An 18,542-nucleotide genomic window follows, 5' to 3' on the forward strand; every position below is an offset into this window, starting at 1 on the left:
GGCCTGACGGGGTCGCGGAATTATTTGCGCAACTTTATTTCGGCTTGCCCCAGGGCCCACCTGGGGGGACGCCAGAACCGGAGGACGCCTCCGGTGGGACCGGCGGCGGCTCGGCGCTTTTTGCCTGCGGCCGGCGGTCGGTCGGGAAGCCGAGGCCGCGCAGATAGATCAGCACCTCGGCCTCTAACAGCTCATCCGGCGACATCGGCAGCTTTCGCCGCGCGGCGTCCCCGCGTGAGAACAGGGAGGCGACGCCGTGCGCCATCGACCAGATGTGCAGCGCCATCATCATCGCCGGCGGGCGCGGCGTACCAGGCGGAGCGAGCGCCGCGAGGCGCTCCGCGGCAGCGCGAATGACGTTAAAAGCGCGCTCGCTTGCGGCCTGCAGCGCCGCATTGGCATCGACCGGCAGGCCGGATTCGAACATCGCATTGTAGAAGGCCGGCTCCTCGCGGGCGAAGGCGAGATAGGCCCGGCCGACGCGCTCGAACGCGGTGACGGTGTCGGGGCGTCCGTCGTCCCAGGCGGCCGTGAGACGCGCTTCGAACTGCTCAAAGCCGCGCTGGGCGATCGAGGACAGCAGCTCGTCACGATCTCGGAAATGCCGGTAAGGCGCCGCCGCACTGACGCCGGCCATGCGCGCGGCATCGGCAAAGGTAAAGCCCGCCGCGCCCTTCTCGGCAATCAGCCCGAGGGCGGCCTGCAACAGGGCTTCCTTCAGATTGCCGTGGTGATAGCCGCGCTCGGCGCGGCCCTGCTCCTTGCGCCAGCTCATGTGAACGGCTTTTACATGAGCCGGCGGCGAAGGTCACTAGCGGCGATGGGGCGTGATTGACCCGTACTTCCACGGTCAGGCCGGGCCGGCAGCATCGCACCCCGGCACGACTTTCCCGGGAACTACATCTGCGGGATGGCCAGCACGGGCATGACCTCGACGGCCTCGCCGGGAAAGATCGCGAAGTGCGGATGGTTCTCGAACAGCTTTGCGGCGGCCTCCTGCGAGGCAGCCCGCACCACCGTGAAACCGGTCAGCGCATTGCTGACCTCGGTGATGCCGCTCGCGTCGATCTTGCGGGTCTTGCCGAGCGGGCCGCCCATCTCGACGATGACGTCCTTGTGCTTCTCGACCCAGCCATGCCATGCGGCCATGCCCTCGCGCTCCCTGGCTTTCCGATCGGCTTCGGGAAGTGCATTCCAGGCCGCCATTTTCGACCCGCTCACGCTGCCGAGATAGACGGCGAGGAATTTGTGTTCGGCACTCATCGGTTCTCTCCCTTGTTGATGGATGGACGACAGACGCGATCGCATCGCGACCGCCGCGACTAAGTCTTCAGATGGTCGAAACCGGCCGCGGCCGCCTGCACCTCCGGCGGAAAGTCGGACATTTCCTGCACCTGACGGATCTCGATGACCTCATTGGCCGAGGCCGGGCACTTTTTCGCCCAGGCAATCGCCTCCTCGCGCGAGCCGACCTCGATCATCCAGTAGCCGCCCAGCACTTCCTTGGCCTCCGTGAAGGGACCGTCGGTCACGATAGGCACGCCGGTCGCAAACGAGACTCGAGCGCCCATCGACGGCGGATGCAGGCCGTCCAGCGTGATCAGCACGCCGGCATCCTTCAGCGCCTCGTTGTAGCGCATCATCGCGGCGACCCGTTCGGGATCGAGTTGCACGTCCGGCGACGCGGTCTCGTAACCGGCCGGGATCATCAGCATCATGAATCGCATGCGGTTCCTCTCGAGCTTCGTCATTTCACATGACGCATGGGCGCGCGCCGCCGGCGCTGCCACGGAATGACGGGGAGATGGACGGGCCACCTGACCCGCGCTCCCTTGTAAGACGAACGAGCTTTTACAAGGCCGACAGGGCCGTGAAAATTATTTCGGAGGTCATTGCCGCGCCGACAGTCTGTCGCGACGGAGTGCGAATTTTTTCTCGAAGCGCGCCCGTAAAACTACGGTTGCATGATGTTCCCGTATGAATTGCGCTGTGCTTATGGAGCCAGAAGGCCCGTGAACTGAACGACATCGGAATCGCACGTGAAATTGCGGAACGCCTGCAGCTCCGTGCACAAGTTTACGGTTGCTCAACGAGCCTATGCAACTTTTTAGAGAAAGCGAGACGATACGTTGATCTCGTCGATTCGCCCCCAATTATTGCGGAGCATCACGTGTTCAATTTTCAGAGCAAGAAGGTCAGGCACGCGGTCGCTGAAGTCGAGGCGCTCGACCGGTCGCAGGCGGTGATCGAGTTCGGCCTCGACGGCACCATTCTCGACGCCAACGAAAATCTGCTGAAGATGAGCGGCTACTCGCTCGCTGAGATCAAGGGCAAGCATCACAGCATCTTCGTCAGCCCGGCCGAGCGCGAGAGCGCCCGCTACCGCGATTTCTGGGCCAGCCTGAATCGCGGCGAGTTCCAGACCACGCAGTACAGGCGCTACGGCAAGGGCGGCAGGGAAATCTGGGTCCACGCCTCCTACGCGCCGCTGCTTGACGAGAACGGCAAGGTGATCAGCTTCATCAAGTTCGCCACCGACGTCACCGCCTACAAGATGCGGAGCATGGAGGAAGCCGGCAAGCTCGCCGCGATCAGCCGCGCCCAGGCCGTCATCGAGTTCAACATGGACGGCACTATCGTCACCGCCAACGAGAATTTCCTGGGCGCGATGGGCTACTCGCTCGACGAGATCAAGGGCAAGCACCACAGCATGTTCGTGACGCCGGAGGATCGCGCAGGCTCGGCCTATGCCGATTTCTGGGCGCGGTTGAATCGCGGTCAGTTCGAGGCGGCCGAATACAAGCGGCTCGGCAAGGGCGGCAAGGAAATCTGGATTCTGGCGACCTACAACCCGATCCTCGACGACATGGGCCGGCCGTTCAAGGTGGTGAAGTTCGCAACCGACGTCACGGCGCAGAAGATGAAGGCCGCCGACAGTGACGGCCAGCTTGCTGCGATCCAGAAGTCGCAGGCGGTGATCGAATTCAACATGGACGGCACAATCCGTACCGCCAACCAGAACTTCCTGGCCGCGATGGGCTATTCGCTGGCCGAGATCAAGGGCCAGCACCACAGCATGTTCGTCGAACCGAGCGAGAAGAACTCGGTGGCCTACCGCCAGTTCTGGGAGACGCTCAATCGCGGCGAATACCAGGCCGCCGAATACAAGCGGATCGCCAAGGGCGGCCGCGAGATCTGGATCCAGGCGTCCTACAACCCGATCTTCGACGTCAACGGCAAACCCTACAAGGTGGTGAAATACGCCACCGACATCACCGCGCAGGCGATCGGGCGCAAGAAGGCCGACAATGCGCGCGGGTTGATCGAAGCGGTTGCGGCCGGCAGCGAGGAGATGAGCGCCTCGATCCGCGAGATCTCCGAGACCATGGCGAAGTCGCGCGAGACCTCCAAGGTCGCGACCACCCGGGTCGACGCCGCCGACGGCCAGGCGCAGCGGCTGAACGCGGCCGCGCAAGCCATGAGCGGCATCGTCGAGATGATTGCCGGCATTACCAGCCAGATCAATTTGCTCGCGCTCAATGCCACGATCGAATCGGCGCGCGCGGGCGAAGCCGGCCGCGGCTTCGCGGTGGTTGCCTCCGAGGTGAAGAACCTCGCCAACCAGGCCAAGCAGGCGACCGACACGATCACCTCCGAGATCGACGCGCTGAACACTATCTCCGGCGATGTCGTGAGCTCGCTCACTGCGATCAAGGTCGCGATTGCCGGCGTCAACGAGTTCATCGCCACCACCGCCGCCGCGGTCGAGGAACAGAGCGCGGTAACCGCGGACATGTCGGCGAACATGCAGCGGGCATCTGCCGAGCTGTCGTAACCTTCCTCGGCTCGTTTACTCCATCTCCGTCATCCCCGCGCAACCGCGAAGCGGTTGTCGCTGGAGGCGCTCACACTGCAACGCAGTGTGAGCCTCGAAGGATGAATCGGCCCGGATGCAGCCGGGCCGTCGCCCTTCGAGGGCCGCTGAAGAAGCGGCCACCTCAGGGTGACGGTTCAAACGGGTGAACGCCTGGCTCCATCAACACAGGCCCCTCCTCGTCGAGACGAAAGCGCAGTAAAAGGAGCGCGCCCCTTTTTCGAGACAGGACAGATCAACCAATGCCGCAAGCCCCGCAAAAAGTCGCCCTCGTCACCGGCGCCGCACGCGGCATCGGGCTTGCGACAGCCAAGAAGTTACTGGCCGAGGGCTGGCGGGTGGCGCTGCTCGATATCGAGGGCGAGCTGCTCGGCCGTGCGGTCGCCGAGATCGACCAAAGCGAGGCGACGCTGGCGCTGACCTGCGACGTGTCGGACGCAGCTGCCGTAGGCGCTGCAATGGCCGCGGTCATGAGCCGCTTCGGCCGGCTCGATGCGCTCGTCAACAATGCCGGCGTCGCCGTGTTCGCGCCGGTGCTGGAGACCAGCAATGCCGACTGGAACAGGATCATGGCGGTCAACCTCACCGGCCCGTTCCTGTGCACCAAGGCGGCCGCGCCGTTGATGCGCGAGCAGGGCGGCGGCGCCATCGTCAACATCACCTCGATCTCGGCCGTGCGCGCATCGACGCTGCGCGCGGCCTACGGCACCAGCAAGGCCGGGCTTGCGCACCTCACCAAGCAGCTTGCGGTCGAGCTGGCCTCGCTCAACATCCGCGTCAATGCGGTCGCACCAGGGCCGGTCGACACCGCGATGGCGAAGCAGGTGCACACCAAAGAGATCCGCGCCGACTATCACGACGCCATCCCGCTCAACCGCTACGGCCTGGAGGAGGAGCTCGCAGAAGCGATCTTCTTCCTGTGCTCGGAGCGCGCGAGCTACATCACCGGCCAAATTTTGGCCGTCGATGGCGGCTTTGATGCAGCCGGCATCGGCCTGCCGACGCTGCGCGGCGAACGGCGGAACGGATAGGAGCCTGTAGGGTGGGTTAGCCCTGCAGATGCGCGAAGCGCTTCTGCTCGGCGTAACCCACCTCTTCTCACGCGGCGACAAAAGTGGTGGGTTACGCTAGCGGACTGCGCTTCGCGCAGCCGCAGTGCTAACCCACCCTACGGAACCGAGCTGGTGGAGAGTTCATGCAACGCGTTGCTTTTGTTCCGGCCGCAATGCTTGCAGCAGCATTGCTCGCTTCCGTCCCGGCCAAGGCCGAGATCCGCATCATCCAGAGCCCCGGCGGGCAGGTCGGGCCGTTCCTCGACCTGTTCGAGAAGGTGCGCGAGAGCGGCGACCGCGTGGTGATCGACGGTCCCTGCCTGTCCGCCTGCACGCTGGTGCTCAGCATCGTTCCGGGCGAGCGCATCTGCGTCACCAAACGTGCCGTGCTCGGTTTCCACGCCGCGCGTTCGGTCGACCGGCGCGGACGCTTCTATGCCGAGCCGGAAGCATCCGAAGCCGTGCTTGCGGCCTATCCGGGCCCTGTTCGCGACTGGATCAGCCGTCGCGGCGGCCTCACCTCGCGGTTGCTGTTGCTGAAGGGACGCGACCTCGCCGCGATCTATCCGCGCTGCCGGTGACAATTCGATTGCAGAAGGCGATGTGACCGCGATGAATCCCGCGCTGTCCGACGATTAGGCAGATCCCGGCGGTTTCGGCCCTATCGGAGCGAAATCCGCTTAAGTGCTTCGCAACGCGTGCACAATTTACGCGGTTTCCAGCTTTTCCCCGGCGCCTATGATGATGCAGGCCATGTCGAGGCCAGTCCGGCTCGCCATGGCTGCGGAACCGTCATATCTCGGCAGCGGCGGCGGAATATGATGGTTCCACTTTTTCAGGATCAGTCATTTTCAAATGGTACGTTTATGGAGTCCATCGATTTTCGCTACCGCCTGTCGGATCAGGGACGGATCGTCCTCGGCCCACTGAGCTCCGAAGAAACCCTCGAATTCGAAGAGCTGTCGCGGCGCGACCGCGAGGGCCTGATCGACCTGACGTCGGAACTGCGGCTGCTCGAGCTGTACGTGAAGTACATCGGCTCGGACGCCAAGGTCTCGCTCGCGCCGTCGGAGCCCGTGCCGCTGATGAGTGAGTTGCACGTGAGTGAGACGCCGCGACGACGAAGACCATTGCCGCGACGACCCTCACGTCAGCGCGACTTTATTGTTCCCATGATCGTCGTGGTGGGCATGAGCTTCATGCTGATTGCACTGTTCATCAGCTGATGCATGGCGTCATGCGCCGACAACCAGACGCAGTGTGAACCGCGTCTTACGTGCTCGCACAGGGAGCCGTGGCCGTCGCAAACTGGCTGTTCCTCTAGTGAAAAACGATCTGCACAACCGGCGCAAGCTTCACGCTGGCGCAGATCAGCATTCCCCAAAGAGCAAAATTGATTTGTAGCGCCGCCGCCATCGGTCGCTCCCTTCCGAGTCACGCCCACCCTAATTTGTAGGTATTGTGACCGAAGCTAGCGATTCGGGTGCGAAGTTCACAGCCTAATCTTGCGCCAGTTGTTGTGCGATGCAATTCGCTTCATGTCACAATGGCGCTCGCGCTGTTCTCGCCAAGTGAATCGAGCGCACGAATCTCCTTTCGGCCATGGCGGTGACGCCGTTTTCCCTTAAGTCCCGGGTAAGCGTCGCGCTGCAAAGTTTTCCACGCGGATTTGCGTGGCGTACCGCACGGCAGGTTCGGCATGGCTCGACATATTCTCGTGTTGCTCAGTTTTTGCGCAGCGCTCGCGGGATGCGCAAGCGCGCCGGCGGCGGAGCGTCGCCCGATCGCATGGGACGGACTCGGTCAGGATCCCAATCGTCCTGCCGTCACAAAACGCCGACTTGCCAATCACACGGCGCCAGAGAGCGATCCCAATCTGGAGCGGCAAAGGGTGCTGGCCACGCTGCGTCCCTATTCCGACGCATGGTGGGCTGTCCAGGACGAGATCGAGGCCGAGAACGACAGGCAGCTCGGCTCGAAGCTCGTGATCTGCCGTAGCTGCGTGACGCAGCCGCCGGGCGAGGACGTGACCGGATCGATCCGCTGACGAGGCGTGCTCCCTCTCTCGAGACAATCGAGAGAGGGAGGCGCATCTCAGGGAATCAGGGGAATTTCGCGCTCACATGCCTTCCGCCGGGCAGTTCACCATCCAGGGGATGCCGAACTTGTCGACACACATGCCAAAGCCCTTGGCCCAGAACGTCTTGCTGAAGGGCATGGTGACGGTGCCGCCGTCGGCAAGCGCGTTGAACTTGCGCTCGCCCTCCGCGGGATCCGCGACCGTGACCGAGATCGAAAAGCCCTGCGGCTTCTGGAAATGCTCGGGCGGCGTATCGGAAGCCATCAGCACGGCGCCGCCGGGCAGCGACAGCCGCGCATGCATGATCGTCTTCTCGCGGCCGGGCGGGCCGGGAGGCATATCAGATGGCGGAGCGTCCGACAGACGCATCATGGCGTCGACCTTGCCGCCGAGTACCTTTGCGTAATAGTTGAACGCCGCTTCACAGGTGTCCTGATAGAACAGATAGGCACTGACCATCGTTTCTCTCCTCTTTGCGACTTGGTTTGGGTCTTGGGGCGGTGGCTGGCGTTACTTCTCGGTGAGCTTCTTCAGGCTGGCGAGGCCAGCCTCAAAATCCTTGCCGATCATGGTGTCCATGTTGATGAAGACCTGCATCACCTTGGACATGAAGGGAGCCGGACCGTACATCGCCCACGTGACCAGTGTCGCATCGCCTTGCGGCACAAAAGTGAACTCGGCAGTGTTGTGGCCCTCGAAAGGCCGTTCGAAATCGAGCTTGATGCGGAGTTTCGACGGCGTGCTCGCCTCGAGGATCTCCATATGACCGGCGCCGACATTGTTGTTGCCGTCCCAGGCATAGGTCGCACCCTTCCCCTTCGCAGTTCCGCCATAGGTGCGCTTCATGCCGGGGTCGCGCCTCTCATAGGGCGACCAGCTGGTCCAGAAGTGGAAATCGGAGACGAGCGGATAGATCGCCTCGGCCGGCGCCTTCAGCGCGAGCGAGCGCTCGACACGGAACGTGTCGGGTTTTGTGAGGGCGAAGACGAGGATGCCCGCGATCCCGACCGCGATCACGATGGCGACAATGGCAATAGCTTTCAGCATGAATGGCTCCCTGGATACGGGATTAAGACGAAGGGAGACGGCTGGGGCCGACAATTGGCGGGACAAAATTTTTGGCCGTCACCTTGACCGTCACTTGACCATCACTTGGCCTTCGCGCCCTGCCTGGCGCCGCCATCCTTCGGCTGGCTGTCCCGGATCAGCCGATCAATGTGCATGCGGATGTGAGCGGCCTCGGCCGAGGTGTTGGCCAGCGCGATGGCGCGGTCGAAGGCGACGCGGGCTTCGTCGTTGCGGCCAAGCTGCATCAGGAAGGCGCCGCGCACGCCGTAGAAATGGAAATAGTTGGCAAGCTTCGGCGCCAGCGGCTCGATCAGGTCGAGCGCGGCTTGTGGCCCGCGCACCTTGGAGACGGCGACCGCGCGGTTGAGCGTCACCACCGGCGAGGGCTGCATCACTTCGAGCGCGCCATAGAGCAGGTCGATCTGGGTCCAGTCGGTCTCCTCCGGCGTCGCTGCGCGCGCGTGCAGCGCGGCGATCGCGGCCTGGATCTGGTAGGGCCCGCTGCGGCGGTGGCGCATCGCCTTGTCGATCAGCGCCAACCCTTCGGCGATCATGTTGCCGTTCCACATCGAGCGATCCTGGTCATCAAGCAGGATCAGCGAACCGTCCGCGGCAAAGCGCGCAGCGCTACGCGCGTGCTGCAACAGGATCAGAGCAGTCAGGCCCATGATCTCCGGTTCGCTCTGGAACAAGCGCAGCAACAACCGCGCCAGCCGGATCGCTTCCTCGCACAGCGGCTTGCGGATCTCGGCAGTGTCGCCGCTCGCCGAATAGCCCTCGTTGAAGATCAGGTAGATCATCGCAGCGACGCCCACGAGCCGCTCGGAGCGCTCGACCGGCCCCGGTGTCTCGAAAGGCGTCCCGGCTTCCGCGACCTTCGCCTTGGCGCGCGTGATGCGCTGCTCCATCGCCGCGTCGGAGACCAGGAAGGCGCGCGCGATCTGCTTCACGGTGAGACCGGAGACGATGCGCAGCGCGAGCGCGATCTGCTGTGTCGCCGGCAATTGCGGATGGCAGCAGATGAACATCAGCCGCAAAATGTCGTCGCGGTAATGCGAGCCGTCGAGCCGCTCGGCGAGCGCGCCTTCGGCATCATCGAGATCGGAGATCGCCTGGTCGTCGTCGGGCAGCGGCTGCTGCTTGCGGGTGCGGCGCACCTCGTCGATCGCGACGTTGCGGCCGACCATGATCAGCCAGGCCGCGGGATCGCGCGGCGGCCCGTTCTGCGGCCACGTCTTGAGCGCGCGCAGGCAGGCGTTCTGAAACGCCTCCTCCGCCGTATCGAGGTCGCGGAAATAACGCAGCAGCGCGCCCACCGCCTGGGGTCGCGCCGAGGTCAGCGCGGTCTCGATCCAGCCGGTGTCGGCCTCGCTCACGCGGAAATTCCCCCGGGCCTGAACACACCGACGGGACGCACTTCATAGGCGCCGCCGGGATTGGCCGAGCCGAGATCGCGCGCAACATCGAGCGCCTCGTCGAGATTCTTGCAGTCGACGATGTAGAAGCCGAGCAGCTGCTCCTTGGTCTCTGCATACGGGCCGTCAAGCACCAGCGGCGGGTCTTCCTTGCGCAAGGTCGCCGCCGCTGTGGTCGGCAGCAGCCGGGCCACCGGCCCGAGTCGGCCCTGCTGTGTGAGCTTATCCTGCACCACGGCGAGCTTCTTCATCACGGCTTCGTCCTGGTCCTTGCTCCAGGAGCCGACGAAGTCCTCGTCGTGATAGCAAAGGATCGCATAAAGCATGGGCAGCACCTTCCGTGAACGCTTGTTTTGAAGACGATCCACTATGCCTCGCCCCGACAGGGCTGCGGAAAAAAATTGCAAGAAAAATCCGACAGATCATGCCAAGGAGGGCCTTCAAGCGGAACCCGACGAGGCACTTCGAATGACCAAAGGCACACTGGCCGTCCTGATCAACAGCACGCAGCAGAACTGGCTGCCGGAGCGCTGGAAGGCCCGGTTCGACTCGGTCTGCGGCGGCCGCCGCGTGGTGCTGCTGCCGGACGGCGGGCTCGATCCGGCCGACGTGCACTATGCCGCGGTGTGGAAGCCGGTACCCGGCGACCTCGGCTCCTTTCCGAATCTGCGGGCCATCTTCAATCTCGGCGCCGGCGTCGATGCGCTGATGGCGGACAAGAGCCTGCCTAACGTGCCGCTGGTGCGCGTCGCCGTGCCTGATCTGACCAACCGCATGACCGAATATGTCGTGCTGCACGTGCTGATGCACCACCGCCAGGAGCTTTACCTGCGCGACTCGCAACGCGCGAAGCGCTGGGAGCCGAAATATCAGTGGCCGGCGAGCGCGGTCACGGTCGGCGTCATGGGCCTCGGCACGCTCGGTGCTGACGCGGCCGACGTGCTGCGGCGGCTCGGCTTCCGCGTCGCCGGCTGGAGCCGTAGCCCACGCACGATCGAGGGCGTCGAGTGCTTCCACGGCACGGCCGGAATGGAAGCGTTCCTGCGCAAGACCGACATTCTGGTGTCACTGCTGCCGCTGACGCCCGACACCAATGGCATCCTCAACCGTGACGTCTTCGCAAAACTCAACCGTACCAGCCCGCTCGGCGCGCCTGTGCTGATCAATGCCGGCCGCGGGGCCTTGCAGAACGAAGCCGACATCCTGGCCTGCCTCGACGACGGCACGCTGGGTGCCGCCTCGCTCGACGTCTTCGTCCAGGAGCCGCAGCCGAAGGACAGCCGGTTCTGGACCCATCCCAAGGTCGTGCTGACCCCGCACAACGCCGCCGACACCGACGCGGACGCAATCTCGGCCTATGTCGCCGAGCAGATCGCAAGGTTCGAGGCGGGTGGCGCGCTGGAGAATGTCGTGGATCGCGGGCGGGGGTATTGAGACCGTACGCCCGCGCCTCCCTCTCGGAGTCGTCCTGGCGAAAGCCAGGACCCATTACCCCAGGGAGGAGTTGCGAAGCGAGGCGGTAACCCCGAGTCTTCGTCAAACTACTCCCTGGGGTAATGGGTCCTGGATCTGCGCTTCGCTTGTCCAGGACGACACCATTGATTTGGCTGGCACCCCCCAAACCATGACCAACCCTCCCCGCCCCATTCACCCTCTCTTAGCGAGAAGTTGATAGGCATTGTTAATCAATGCTCACCGAACGGGTCGGACATGCGCTCTCCCCTCGGCCTCAGGATGCGGATCACGGTTGCGCTGGCGCTGACGGCGGCGGCCACCGCGCTTATTGCCGTGCTCGGGGCCATGTGGATCATCGCAGGCATCATCGACCGTGCCGACCAGCGCGAGCTACGCAATTACTATGATGCCCTGCTGTCGCGGATCGCGGAAGAGTCCCATCGCGCCGCCGCCATGAGCGCGGTGGTGGCCGCGATGCCGGCGACGCAGGAGGCGATGGCCAGGCAGGATCGCGAGGCGCTGGTGCGCCTGTTCGGGCCGGTGTTCGCCGCCACCAGGTCGGAGTACGGCGTCGAGCAATTCCAGTTCCATACGCCGCCTGCGACCTCCTTCCTGCGCGTGCACCAGCCGGCGAAGTTCGGCGACGACCTCTCAAGTTTCCGCAAGACCGTCGTCGACGCCAATCAGGAGCACAAAGTCGTCGTCGGGCTCGAAGGCGGCGTCGCCGGGCTCGGCATTCGCGGCGTGGTGCCGATCGCTCAAGGGGCCAAACATCTCGGCTCGGTGGAATTCGGCCTGACCTTCGGGCAGTCCTTCCTCGACGACTTCAAGACCAATCGCCATGTCGACATCGCCTTCCATCTCGCCGATAGCGCGGGCTTCAAGCTGTTCGGCGGAACGCTGAAGGGCAAGAGCTTCTTCGACACGGCCGATTACGGTCGCGCCGCCGGCGGCGGCTTCACCGTGAAGCAAGCCAAGCTCGACGCGACGCCGATCGCCGCGCTGCTCGGGCCGATCAAGGACTTTTCCGGAAAACCGCTCGGCGCCGTCGAGCTGGTGATGGACAATTCCGATTACGAGGCCTCCGCCGATCGGGCCTGGATGCTCGCAATCGCCATCGCCGCGCTCGGGCTCGTACTGGCTGCGATCGTCGGCTATCTCATCGCCCGCGGCATCTCGCGGCCGATTCTTTCCATCACCGGCGTCATGCGCGAGCTCGCCGACGGCCGGCTCGACGTCGCGGTCCCCCAAAGCAAGGCGAACGACGAGGTCGGCGCGATGGTGAAGGCGGTCGCGGTGTTCCGCGACAATGCGGTGAAGTTCAGCAAGCTCCAGGCCGATCAGCTCGAGGCCAAGGCGCAGTCCGAGGCCGAGAAGCGGCGCGCCTTTGCCGCCCTCGCCGACAATTTCGAGGCCAGCATCCGCGACGTCGTCACCACGGTGTCCTCGGCTGCGGTCGAGATGGAGCACACCGCGCGTTCGATGTCCGATATCGTCGAGCAGTCGCGCAATCAGACCCGCACGGTGTCGTCGGCCTCGGCGCTGGCCTCGGAGAACGTGCAGACGGTGGCGGCGGCGGCGGAAGAATTATCCTCGTCGATGACCGAGATCAGCCGGCGGTTGGCGCATGCGACCGAGGTGGTGGGCAAGGCCGCCAGCGACGGCCGGCAGTCCAACGAGCGGGTGCAGAGCCTGGCGGATGCCGCGCAAAAAATCGGCGACGTCGTCTCCTTCATCAACGGCATTGCGGGCCAGACCAATCTGCTGGCGCTGAATGCGACGATCGAGGCGGCGCGTGCGGGCGACGCCGGCCGCGGCTTCGCGGTGGTCGCCTCCGAGGTCAAGGCGCTCGCGACCCAGACCGCGAAGGCGACGGAAGAGATCGGAGCGCAGGTGACCGCCGTTCAGGGTGAGACAACCGGCGCCGTCGAGGGTATCCAGTCGATCTGCGCGACGATTCAGCAGGTCGACGAAATCTCCGCCGCGATTGCGGCCGCCGTCGGCCAGCAGGGCACGGCGACGCAAGAGATCGCGCAGAACGTCCAGCAGGCCGCCGCGCGCACCGGCGAGGTCTCGCAGAACATCGCCGGCGTCACCGACGGCATCGCCGCCACGGGCACGGCCGCAGAAGAGGTGCTGGTCTCGGCGATCGAGCTGTCAAAGCAGTCGCAGCGCCTGCGCGACGAGGTGGACCGTTTCCTCGCGCAGATTCGGGCGGCGTAGCTAGCCAGGCTGGAGCCTCATTCTCGGTGTCGTCCTGGTTTTCGCCAGGACGACACCGGAAGATTGTCGCGCTTGTTCGGGACGACAGCTACCCCTTGGCGCCCACCATCACATCAATCGCACCCTTGACGATCGCTTCCAGCTCTTTCCGCGGGACGCGCGCGCGCGAGCGGATGGCAACCGTGTGGATGGTGGCGGAGGCGAGTTGCGCCAGCGCGGCCGGATCCGCGCTTTCCGGCAGCTCGCCGTTCTCCTTGGCGCGGCGAAAACAGTTTGCAAAGGCCTTGTCGAGCTCGGTCAGCCCCTCCAGCACCATGGCACGAATGTCGGGATCGCTAACCGCTTCGGACGCCGCCGTCACCACCGTGAAGCAGCCGCGCGGACCGGTCTCTCCGGAGAGATAGATGTTCAGCGCGGCGGCATAGATGCGCGCCAACCGCTCGCGCACCGGCATCTCCTCGCGAAAGATATCGACCATGCGTGCGCGCGCGTCTTCGCGGTAGCGTTGATAGCTCTTGATGTAGAGCTCACGCTTGTCGCCGAAGGCGCCGTACAGGCTCGGCCGGTTCATGCCGGTGGCCTCGCTGAGATCGTCGAGCGATGTCGCGGCAAAACCCTGCTTGCGGAAGAGATCGAGCGCCTTGCCGAGCGCGACGTCGGGCTCATAGGCGCGCGGCCGTCCCCGGCGCTTTGGTTCAGCGCGACGCTCAGGCTCAGTGGCAGCAGCTGGCGGCTTTGATTTTTGTACCATGTCGCAAATTAATCCTTGACCGACCCCATATTATGCAAGATGGTACAAAAATCAATCTGGCCAGGTTGAGCGACACTCACAAAGAGAATTGCCCAAGGAGGCCCACGATGGATCTTTATTTCTCGCCACTCGCCTGCTCCATGGCGACGCGCGTCGCGCTCTATGAGGCCGGCGCCGAGGCGAATTATCTCGAAGTCGATCCGCCGACCAAGAAGGTACTGAAGGACGGCTCCGACTTTCGCACCGTCAATCCGATCGGCCTGGTGCCGACGCTGCGCACCGACGAGGGCGTGGTGCTGACCGAGAACGCCGCGATCCTGCAATATGTCGCCGACCGCTTTCCGCAATCCGGGCTGGGCGCGAGCGCTGGCATCGATCGCACGCGACTGCATCAATGGCTCTGCTTCATCGGCACCGAGCTGCACAAGGGCCTGTTCGTGCCCGTGCTCGACCGCAAGGCGTCCCAGGAAGTGAAAGCCTACGTGCTGGAGAAGAACCTGTCGCGGCTCGACTATCTCGACAACTACCTGAAGGGGCGCGAGTTCCTGCTCGACCATTTCAGCGTTGCCGACGCCTATCTCGTCACGGTCATCAACTGGACCATGGCGACGCCGCCGATCGAGCTTTCGAAATGGCCGAACGTGAAGGCCTATTACGAGCGCCTGCGGCAGCGGCCATCGATCGTGAAAGCGATCGCGGAGGAATTCGAGCTGTACAAGGCCGAGCAGGCGCGAAAGAAGGCGGCGGCGTAACGTCGGTTCGTCAAGACATCGTCCCGGCCACCCAGGCCGGGACGAACCTTTTTCAGTTGCTCACCGCGCGTAGCCGTACACCGCGGCCGCGTTGTCTGACGACACCAGCCCGCTCTCGACATCGTCCTTCACTGCCGCGCGATCGCGCTCACTGGGCGTACCGATGCCGGCGCCACCTGGGGTCATCACCACGAGCCGGTCATCCGGCGGAATGGTCTGGAAGCCCTTGCCGCGCATCTTCTGGCCGGACTTCAGGCCGACATAGCCAGCCTCGCCATTCTGGCCACCATCGCGTCCGCGTGGCGGATGGTCGATGCGATCGAATGCCGCCAGGATGTCGAACGGTGCATCGATGCCGGTGCCGACCTCGATGATCTGCCCGAGGCCGCCGCGGGTGCGCCCTGCTCCGCCGGAATCCGGACGCAGCTCCTTGCGCCAGAAGATCAGGGGCGTCTGCGTCTCGGCGATCTCGACCGGCGTGCCGCGCACGCCGCTGGGATAGGCGGTCGCGGACAAGCCATCCTTGCCGAAACGCGCGCCTGTGCCGCCGTTGGACGTCACCGCCATCGAGAATCCGTAATTGCCGCCGACGCCCGAGCGGGTCTGACCGCGCACGTTCAGATTCCACAGGCACGAGGTGCCTTCTGCCGGCACGCGCTCGGGAATGATCTGTCGCAGGCAGCCGAACACCACGTCGGGCAGCATCTGGCCGACGATGTGGCGCGACGCCACGGGCGCCGGCTTTGGTGCATTGAGGATTGCTCCTGAAGGTGCCGACACCGTCAGCGGCGAGAGCGAGCCGGCATTGTTCGGGATCTGCGAGGCGACGACACAGCCGAGACCGAACACCGTGTAGGCCGTGGTGTAGGACAGCGGCACGTTGATGCCGAATTTGGACGCCGCAGAGGTGCCGTCGAAATCGACGTGGATGCCTTGATCCGAGATCGTCAGCGTCGCCGCCAGCGTGACCGGCGCGTCATAGCCGTCGACGACCATGCTGTTGCGCCAGCTCCCCTTCGGCAGTTTGGCGATCTCCGCGAGCACGGCCTCGCGCGAGCGGTCGCAGATGTAGTCGCCGAGCTCGTCGAGGGTGTCGATGCCGAACTCGGTCATCATCTCGACCAGACGCTCGCAGCCGACATCGTTGCAGCCGGCGAGGGAATAGGTGTCGCCCTCGGTGTCGATCGGCAGCCGCGTGTTGGTGCGGATCATCGCCATCAGCGTCTCGTTGACGACGCCCTGGTCGATCAGCTTCAGCATGGGGATGTAGAGCCCCTCCATGAACACGTCGGTGGCGTCGGGGCCAAAGCCGATGCCGCCGATGTCCATGAGATGGCTGGTGCAGGAGAACAGCGCGACGACCTTGCCGTCCTTGAAGCAGGGCGTGGTGACGACGAAGTCGTTGAGATGGCCGGTGCCCATCCAGGGATCGTTGGTGATGTAGGCGTCGCCTTGCTTCATCGTCTCCAGCGGGAAGTGGTTGATGAAGTGCTTGACCGATTCCGCCATCGAGTTGACGTGGCCGGGCGTCCCGGTCACCGCCTGCGCCAGCATCCGCCCCCTGAGGTCGAACACGCCGGCAGAGAGGTCGCCGCATTCGCGTACGATCGGGCTGAAGGCGGTGCGGAGCAGCACCTGCGCCTGCTCTTCGACCACGGCGATCAGCCGGTGCCACATGATTTGAAGGTCGATCAGGCTCGCGCCTTTTGCCTTGTTCATGATCAGGCCGCCTTCCGTTCCATGACGATGCTGCCGGCACCGTCGATATGGGCATCGAAACTGTTCGAGACAAACGTGGAGGTTTCGTCCTCGGCGATCACGGCAGGACCCGCAATCGTCGCGCCCGGCGCCATGTCCTCGCGGCGATAGAGCGGGATCTCGATCACCTCGCCTGCCCGTCCGTCGAAGAACTTGCGGCTGCCGGAGGCCTTGCCCGCGGGCCTGCGCGTGACAGAGGCCACCGTGGGCGGATTGCGCGCCTCGGTGGTCGCGAGCACCGACCAGCTCAGCACCTCGATCGCGGCGCCCGGGATCGGACGCTCGAACATCGCGGAATAGTCAGCCTCGAACATCTGGCGCAGGCCGGCGAGATCCGCACTCGTCAGCCGCCGGTTCGGCAACTCGATCGTGATCTCGTGGCCCTGGCCGACATAGCGCATGAAGGCGGCGCGCCGCTCGCGCACGGGCGCACCGGCAGCGCCGGGCTCGACCAGCGCACGCGCTTCGGACGCCATCTCCTGCAGGAGATCCGAGACTGCCGCGGTGTCGAAATCATCGAGCCGGACGTGACGGCTACGGACCAGTTCATAGGCGATCGGCGCCGCAAGAAATCCGACGGCCGAACCGACACCGGCATTCGACGGCACGATCACCCTGGAAACGCCGATCTTCTCGGCAACGCGCGCCGCATGCAGCGGCGCCGCGCCGCCGAAGGCGATCAGCGTGTGCTGGCCGATAATCTCACCGCGCTCGACCGCGTGCACGCGCGCCGCGCTCGCCATATTCTCGCAGACGACCTCGTGCACCGCATAGGCCGCGGTTTCCGCCGACAGGCCCAGCGCCTCGCCGACGTCGCGCAGCAGCGCCTGCTTCGAAAGCTCTGGATCGAGCTTGATCGTGCCGGCCGCAAACGCATCTGGATCGATCATGCCGAGCGCGACGTCCGCATCGGTCACGGCCGGGCGCTGACCGCCGCGGCCGTAGCAGGCGGGCCCCGGCTCCGACGAGGCACTCTCGGGGCCAACAGTCACCCGCTTCATCGCATCGACATGGGCGATCGAGCCGCCGCCGGCGCCGATCTCGACCATCTCGATCACGGGGATGCGGACCGGCAGGCCGGAGCCCTTGAGGAAGCGCGCGGCGCGATCGACCTCGAACACGCGCGAGGTCTCGGGCTGGTATTTCTCGATCAGGCAAATCTTCGCGGTGGTGCCGCCCATGTCGAAAGAGAGCACCTTGCTCTCGCCAAGACGCGCCGCGATCTGGGCCGCGAAGATGGCGCCGCCAGCGGGGCCGGATTCGACCAGGCGCACCGGAAAGCGCCGCGCCGTCTCGATCGAGGTGACACCGCCGCCGGAGGTGACGAGATAGATCGCGCCGCGATACTGTTCGACCTGCAAGGCATCGGACATGCGGGCGAGATAGCCGTCGATCAGCGGCTGCACATAGGCGTTGGCGACCGCCGTCGAAGTGCGCTCATATTCGCGGATCTCGGGGCACACCGCGGAGGACACGGTCACGGAGATGCCAGGCATCTCCTCACCGAGGATCGCGGCGGCGCGACGCTCATGCTCGGGATTGGCGTAGGAATGCAGGAACGCGATCGCGACGCTCTCGACCTTCAGCTCTCGCAATTTCGGCGCGAGCGCGCGCACGGCCGCTTCATCCAGCGGGAGGCGAACCGCGCCGTGCGCGTCGATGCGCTCAGGCACGGTGAAGCGAAGGGAGCGCGGCGCCAACGGCTTCGGCTTGTCGATGGAAAGGTCGTACTGGTCGTAGCGGCTTTCGGTGCCGATATCGAGCACGTCGCGAAAACCCTCCGTCGCAATCAGCGCGGTCTTGGCGCCGCGCCGCTCGATGATGGCGTTGGTCGCGAGCGTGGTGCCATGAATGAAGACGTCGATGTCGCTGATATGCGCGCGCGCATCGGTGAGAATGAGACGCATCCCGTCGAGCACCGCCTGCTCGGGCCGCTGCGGCGTCGTCAGCACCTTGCGCGTCTTGCGCACCTCACCCACGTCCAGCACGATATCCGTGAACGTGCCACCGATATCGACGGCAAGCCGCACTTCGGCTCCCTCAAGCATTTCAAAATTCTCCGTGCTGATCGTCAAACTGGGGGCAAACCCGCAGCAATTTCCATACCAGCGACC

18 protein-coding genes are annotated in these 18,542 nt (G+C 64.7%); 8 read left to right on the forward strand and 10 right to left on the reverse strand.

Features of this window, described 5'->3' with window-relative positions:
* Positions 1–34: 34 nt before the first annotated feature.
* The 3 genes from ACLFLU_RS34650 to ACLFLU_RS34660 form a co-directional block, all read right to left on the reverse strand.
* Entirely contained in the window at positions 35–775 is a 741-nt protein-coding gene (locus tag ACLFLU_RS34650; RefSeq protein WP_426409172.1) for a TetR/AcrR family transcriptional regulator, read from the reverse strand.
* 122 nt (positions 776–897) lie between these two features.
* Positions 898–1,263 carry a hypothetical protein gene (locus ACLFLU_RS34655; RefSeq protein ID WP_426409173.1) on the reverse strand — a complete coding sequence of 122 codons (366 nt, stop codon included), beginning with the start codon at positions 1,261–1,263 and terminating at the stop codon, positions 898–900.
* A 59-nt stretch (positions 1,264–1,322) separates the two neighbouring features.
* Positions 1,323–1,727, reverse strand: a complete 405-nt coding sequence (locus ACLFLU_RS34660; protein WP_426409174.1) for a YciI family protein — start codon at positions 1,725–1,727, stop codon at positions 1,323–1,325.
* Between the two features lie 443 nt (positions 1,728–2,170).
* Here ACLFLU_RS34660 and ACLFLU_RS34665 point away from each other — a divergent pair, with 443 nt between their 5' ends.
* From ACLFLU_RS34665 to ACLFLU_RS34685, 5 genes are all read left to right on the forward strand, one after another.
* On the forward strand, positions 2,171–3,835 hold the full coding sequence (locus tag ACLFLU_RS34665) for a PAS domain-containing protein (protein WP_426409175.1): 1,665 nt from the start codon (positions 2,171–2,173) through the stop codon (positions 3,833–3,835).
* Between the two features lie 281 nt (positions 3,836–4,116).
* Positions 4,117–4,905 carry an SDR family NAD(P)-dependent oxidoreductase gene (locus tag ACLFLU_RS34670; protein ID WP_426409176.1) on the forward strand — a complete coding sequence of 263 codons (789 nt, stop codon included), beginning with the start codon at positions 4,117–4,119 and terminating at the stop codon, positions 4,903–4,905.
* A gap of 164 nt (positions 4,906–5,069) precedes the next feature.
* Positions 5,070–5,507: a hypothetical protein gene (locus tag ACLFLU_RS34675; RefSeq protein ID WP_426409177.1), complete on the forward strand. Its 438-nt coding sequence runs from the start codon at positions 5,070–5,072 to the stop codon at positions 5,505–5,507.
* 237 nt (positions 5,508–5,744) lie between these two features.
* Positions 5,745–6,152 carry a hypothetical protein gene (locus ACLFLU_RS34680; protein WP_426409178.1) on the forward strand — a complete coding sequence of 136 codons (408 nt, stop codon included), beginning with the start codon at positions 5,745–5,747 and terminating at the stop codon, positions 6,150–6,152.
* A 473-nt stretch (positions 6,153–6,625) separates the two neighbouring features.
* On the forward strand, positions 6,626–6,973 hold the full coding sequence (locus ACLFLU_RS34685; RefSeq protein ID WP_426409179.1) for a hypothetical protein: 348 nt from the start codon (positions 6,626–6,628) through the stop codon (positions 6,971–6,973).
* 72 nt (positions 6,974–7,045) lie between these two features.
* On the opposite strand, the gene ACLFLU_RS34690 is transcribed toward ACLFLU_RS34685, so the two are convergent.
* The 4 genes from ACLFLU_RS34690 to ACLFLU_RS34705 all read right to left on the reverse strand — a co-directional run bounded on the left by ACLFLU_RS34690 (position 7,046) and on the right by ACLFLU_RS34705 (position 9,815).
* Positions 7,046–7,465, reverse strand: coding sequence for a VOC family protein (locus ACLFLU_RS34690; protein WP_426409180.1), 420 nt, complete (start codon positions 7,463–7,465; stop codon positions 7,046–7,048).
* A 51-nt stretch (positions 7,466–7,516) separates the two neighbouring features.
* The gene (locus ACLFLU_RS34695; RefSeq protein WP_426409181.1) at positions 7,517–8,053 is read right to left on the reverse strand and encodes an SRPBCC family protein; all 537 of its coding nucleotides are present in this window, start codon (positions 8,051–8,053) and stop codon (positions 7,517–7,519) included.
* Positions 8,054–8,154: 101 nt separating this feature from the next.
* A complete protein-coding gene (locus tag ACLFLU_RS34700; protein WP_426409182.1) occupies positions 8,155–9,450 on the reverse strand; it encodes an RNA polymerase sigma factor in 1,296 nt (431 codons plus the stop codon).
* A complete protein-coding gene (locus tag ACLFLU_RS34705) occupies positions 9,447–9,815 on the reverse strand; it encodes a YciI family protein (RefSeq protein WP_234680602.1) in 369 nt (122 codons plus the stop codon). Before ACLFLU_RS34705 ends, ACLFLU_RS34700 begins: the two co-directional genes overlap by 4 nt.
* A 142-nt stretch (positions 9,816–9,957) precedes the next feature.
* Here ACLFLU_RS34705 and ACLFLU_RS34710 point away from each other — a divergent pair, with 142 nt between their 5' ends.
* Together ACLFLU_RS34710 and ACLFLU_RS34715 are read left to right on the forward strand one after the other, a co-directional pair.
* Positions 9,958–10,923: a 2-hydroxyacid dehydrogenase gene (locus ACLFLU_RS34710; RefSeq protein WP_426409183.1), complete on the forward strand. Its 966-nt coding sequence runs from the start codon at positions 9,958–9,960 to the stop codon at positions 10,921–10,923.
* 276 nt (positions 10,924–11,199) lie between these two features.
* The gene (locus ACLFLU_RS34715; protein ID WP_426409184.1) at positions 11,200–13,167 is read left to right on the forward strand and encodes a cache domain-containing protein; all 1,968 of its coding nucleotides are present in this window, start codon (positions 11,200–11,202) and stop codon (positions 13,165–13,167) included.
* A gap of 88 nt (positions 13,168–13,255) precedes the next feature.
* On the opposite strand, the gene ACLFLU_RS34720 is transcribed toward ACLFLU_RS34715, so the two are convergent.
* Positions 13,256–13,918, reverse strand: a complete 663-nt coding sequence (locus tag ACLFLU_RS34720; protein ID WP_426409185.1) for a TetR/AcrR family transcriptional regulator — start codon at positions 13,916–13,918, stop codon at positions 13,256–13,258.
* Positions 13,919–14,025: 107 nt separating this feature from the next.
* Between ACLFLU_RS34720 and ACLFLU_RS34725 the strand changes: the two genes are divergently transcribed.
* Positions 14,026–14,670, forward strand: coding sequence for a glutathione binding-like protein (locus ACLFLU_RS34725; RefSeq protein ID WP_426409186.1), 645 nt, complete (start codon positions 14,026–14,028; stop codon positions 14,668–14,670).
* A 60-nt stretch (positions 14,671–14,730) separates the two neighbouring features.
* On the opposite strand, the gene ACLFLU_RS34730 is transcribed toward ACLFLU_RS34725, so the two are convergent.
* Both ACLFLU_RS34730 and ACLFLU_RS34735 read right to left on the reverse strand, forming a co-directional pair.
* Entirely contained in the window at positions 14,731–16,389 is a 1,659-nt protein-coding gene (locus ACLFLU_RS34730; protein WP_426409187.1) for a hydantoinase B/oxoprolinase family protein, read from the reverse strand.
* A 2-nt stretch (positions 16,390–16,391) separates the two neighbouring features.
* Entirely contained in the window at positions 16,392–18,476 is a 2,085-nt protein-coding gene (locus ACLFLU_RS34735) for a hydantoinase/oxoprolinase family protein (RefSeq protein ID WP_426409188.1), read from the reverse strand.
* Positions 18,477–18,542: the final 66 nt, after the last annotated feature.

Source organism: Bradyrhizobium ganzhouense (assembly GCF_049949285.1).
Lineage (GTDB): Bacteria > Pseudomonadota > Alphaproteobacteria > Rhizobiales > Xanthobacteraceae > Bradyrhizobium > Bradyrhizobium ganzhouense.

Bases quoted from the DNA above. Each gene is read 5' to 3' on its own strand.
- ACLFLU_RS34650 (WP_426409172.1), bottom strand. From the start codon at position 775: ATGAGCTGGCGCAAGGAGCAGGGCCGCGCCGAGCGCGGCTATCACCAC.
- ACLFLU_RS34655 (WP_426409173.1), bottom strand. From the start codon at position 1,263: ATGAGTGCCGAACACAAATTCCTCGCCGTCTATCTCGGCAGCGTGAGC.
- ACLFLU_RS34660 (WP_426409174.1), bottom strand. From the start codon at position 1,727: ATGCGATTCATGATGCTGATGATCCCGGCCGGTTACGAGACCGCGTCG.
- ACLFLU_RS34670 (WP_426409176.1), top strand. From the start codon at position 4,117: ATGCCGCAAGCCCCGCAAAAAGTCGCCCTCGTCACCGGCGCCGCACGC.
- ACLFLU_RS34675 (WP_426409177.1), top strand. From the start codon at position 5,070: ATGCAACGCGTTGCTTTTGTTCCGGCCGCAATGCTTGCAGCAGCATTG.
- ACLFLU_RS34680 (WP_426409178.1), top strand. From the start codon at position 5,745: ATGATGGTTCCACTTTTTCAGGATCAGTCATTTTCAAATGGTACGTTT.
- ACLFLU_RS34685 (WP_426409179.1), top strand. From the start codon at position 6,626: ATGGCTCGACATATTCTCGTGTTGCTCAGTTTTTGCGCAGCGCTCGCG.
- ACLFLU_RS34690 (WP_426409180.1), bottom strand. From the start codon at position 7,465: ATGGTCAGTGCCTATCTGTTCTATCAGGACACCTGTGAAGCGGCGTTC.
- ACLFLU_RS34695 (WP_426409181.1), bottom strand. From the start codon at position 8,053: ATGCTGAAAGCTATTGCCATTGTCGCCATCGTGATCGCGGTCGGGATC.
- ACLFLU_RS34705 (WP_234680602.1), bottom strand. From the start codon at position 9,815: ATGCTTTATGCGATCCTTTGCTATCACGACGAGGACTTCGTCGGCTCC.
- ACLFLU_RS34710 (WP_426409183.1), top strand. From the start codon at position 9,958: ATGACCAAAGGCACACTGGCCGTCCTGATCAACAGCACGCAGCAGAAC.
- ACLFLU_RS34715 (WP_426409184.1), top strand. From the start codon at position 11,200: ATGCGCTCTCCCCTCGGCCTCAGGATGCGGATCACGGTTGCGCTGGCG.
- ACLFLU_RS34720 (WP_426409185.1), bottom strand. From the start codon at position 13,918: ATGGTACAAAAATCAAAGCCGCCAGCTGCTGCCACTGAGCCTGAGCGT.
- ACLFLU_RS34725 (WP_426409186.1), top strand. From the start codon at position 14,026: ATGGATCTTTATTTCTCGCCACTCGCCTGCTCCATGGCGACGCGCGTC.
- ACLFLU_RS34730 (WP_426409187.1), bottom strand. From the start codon at position 16,389: ATGAACAAGGCAAAAGGCGCGAGCCTGATCGACCTTCAAATCATGTGG.
- ACLFLU_RS34735 (WP_426409188.1), bottom strand. From the start codon at position 18,476: ATGCTTGAGGGAGCCGAAGTGCGGCTTGCCGTCGATATCGGTGGCACG.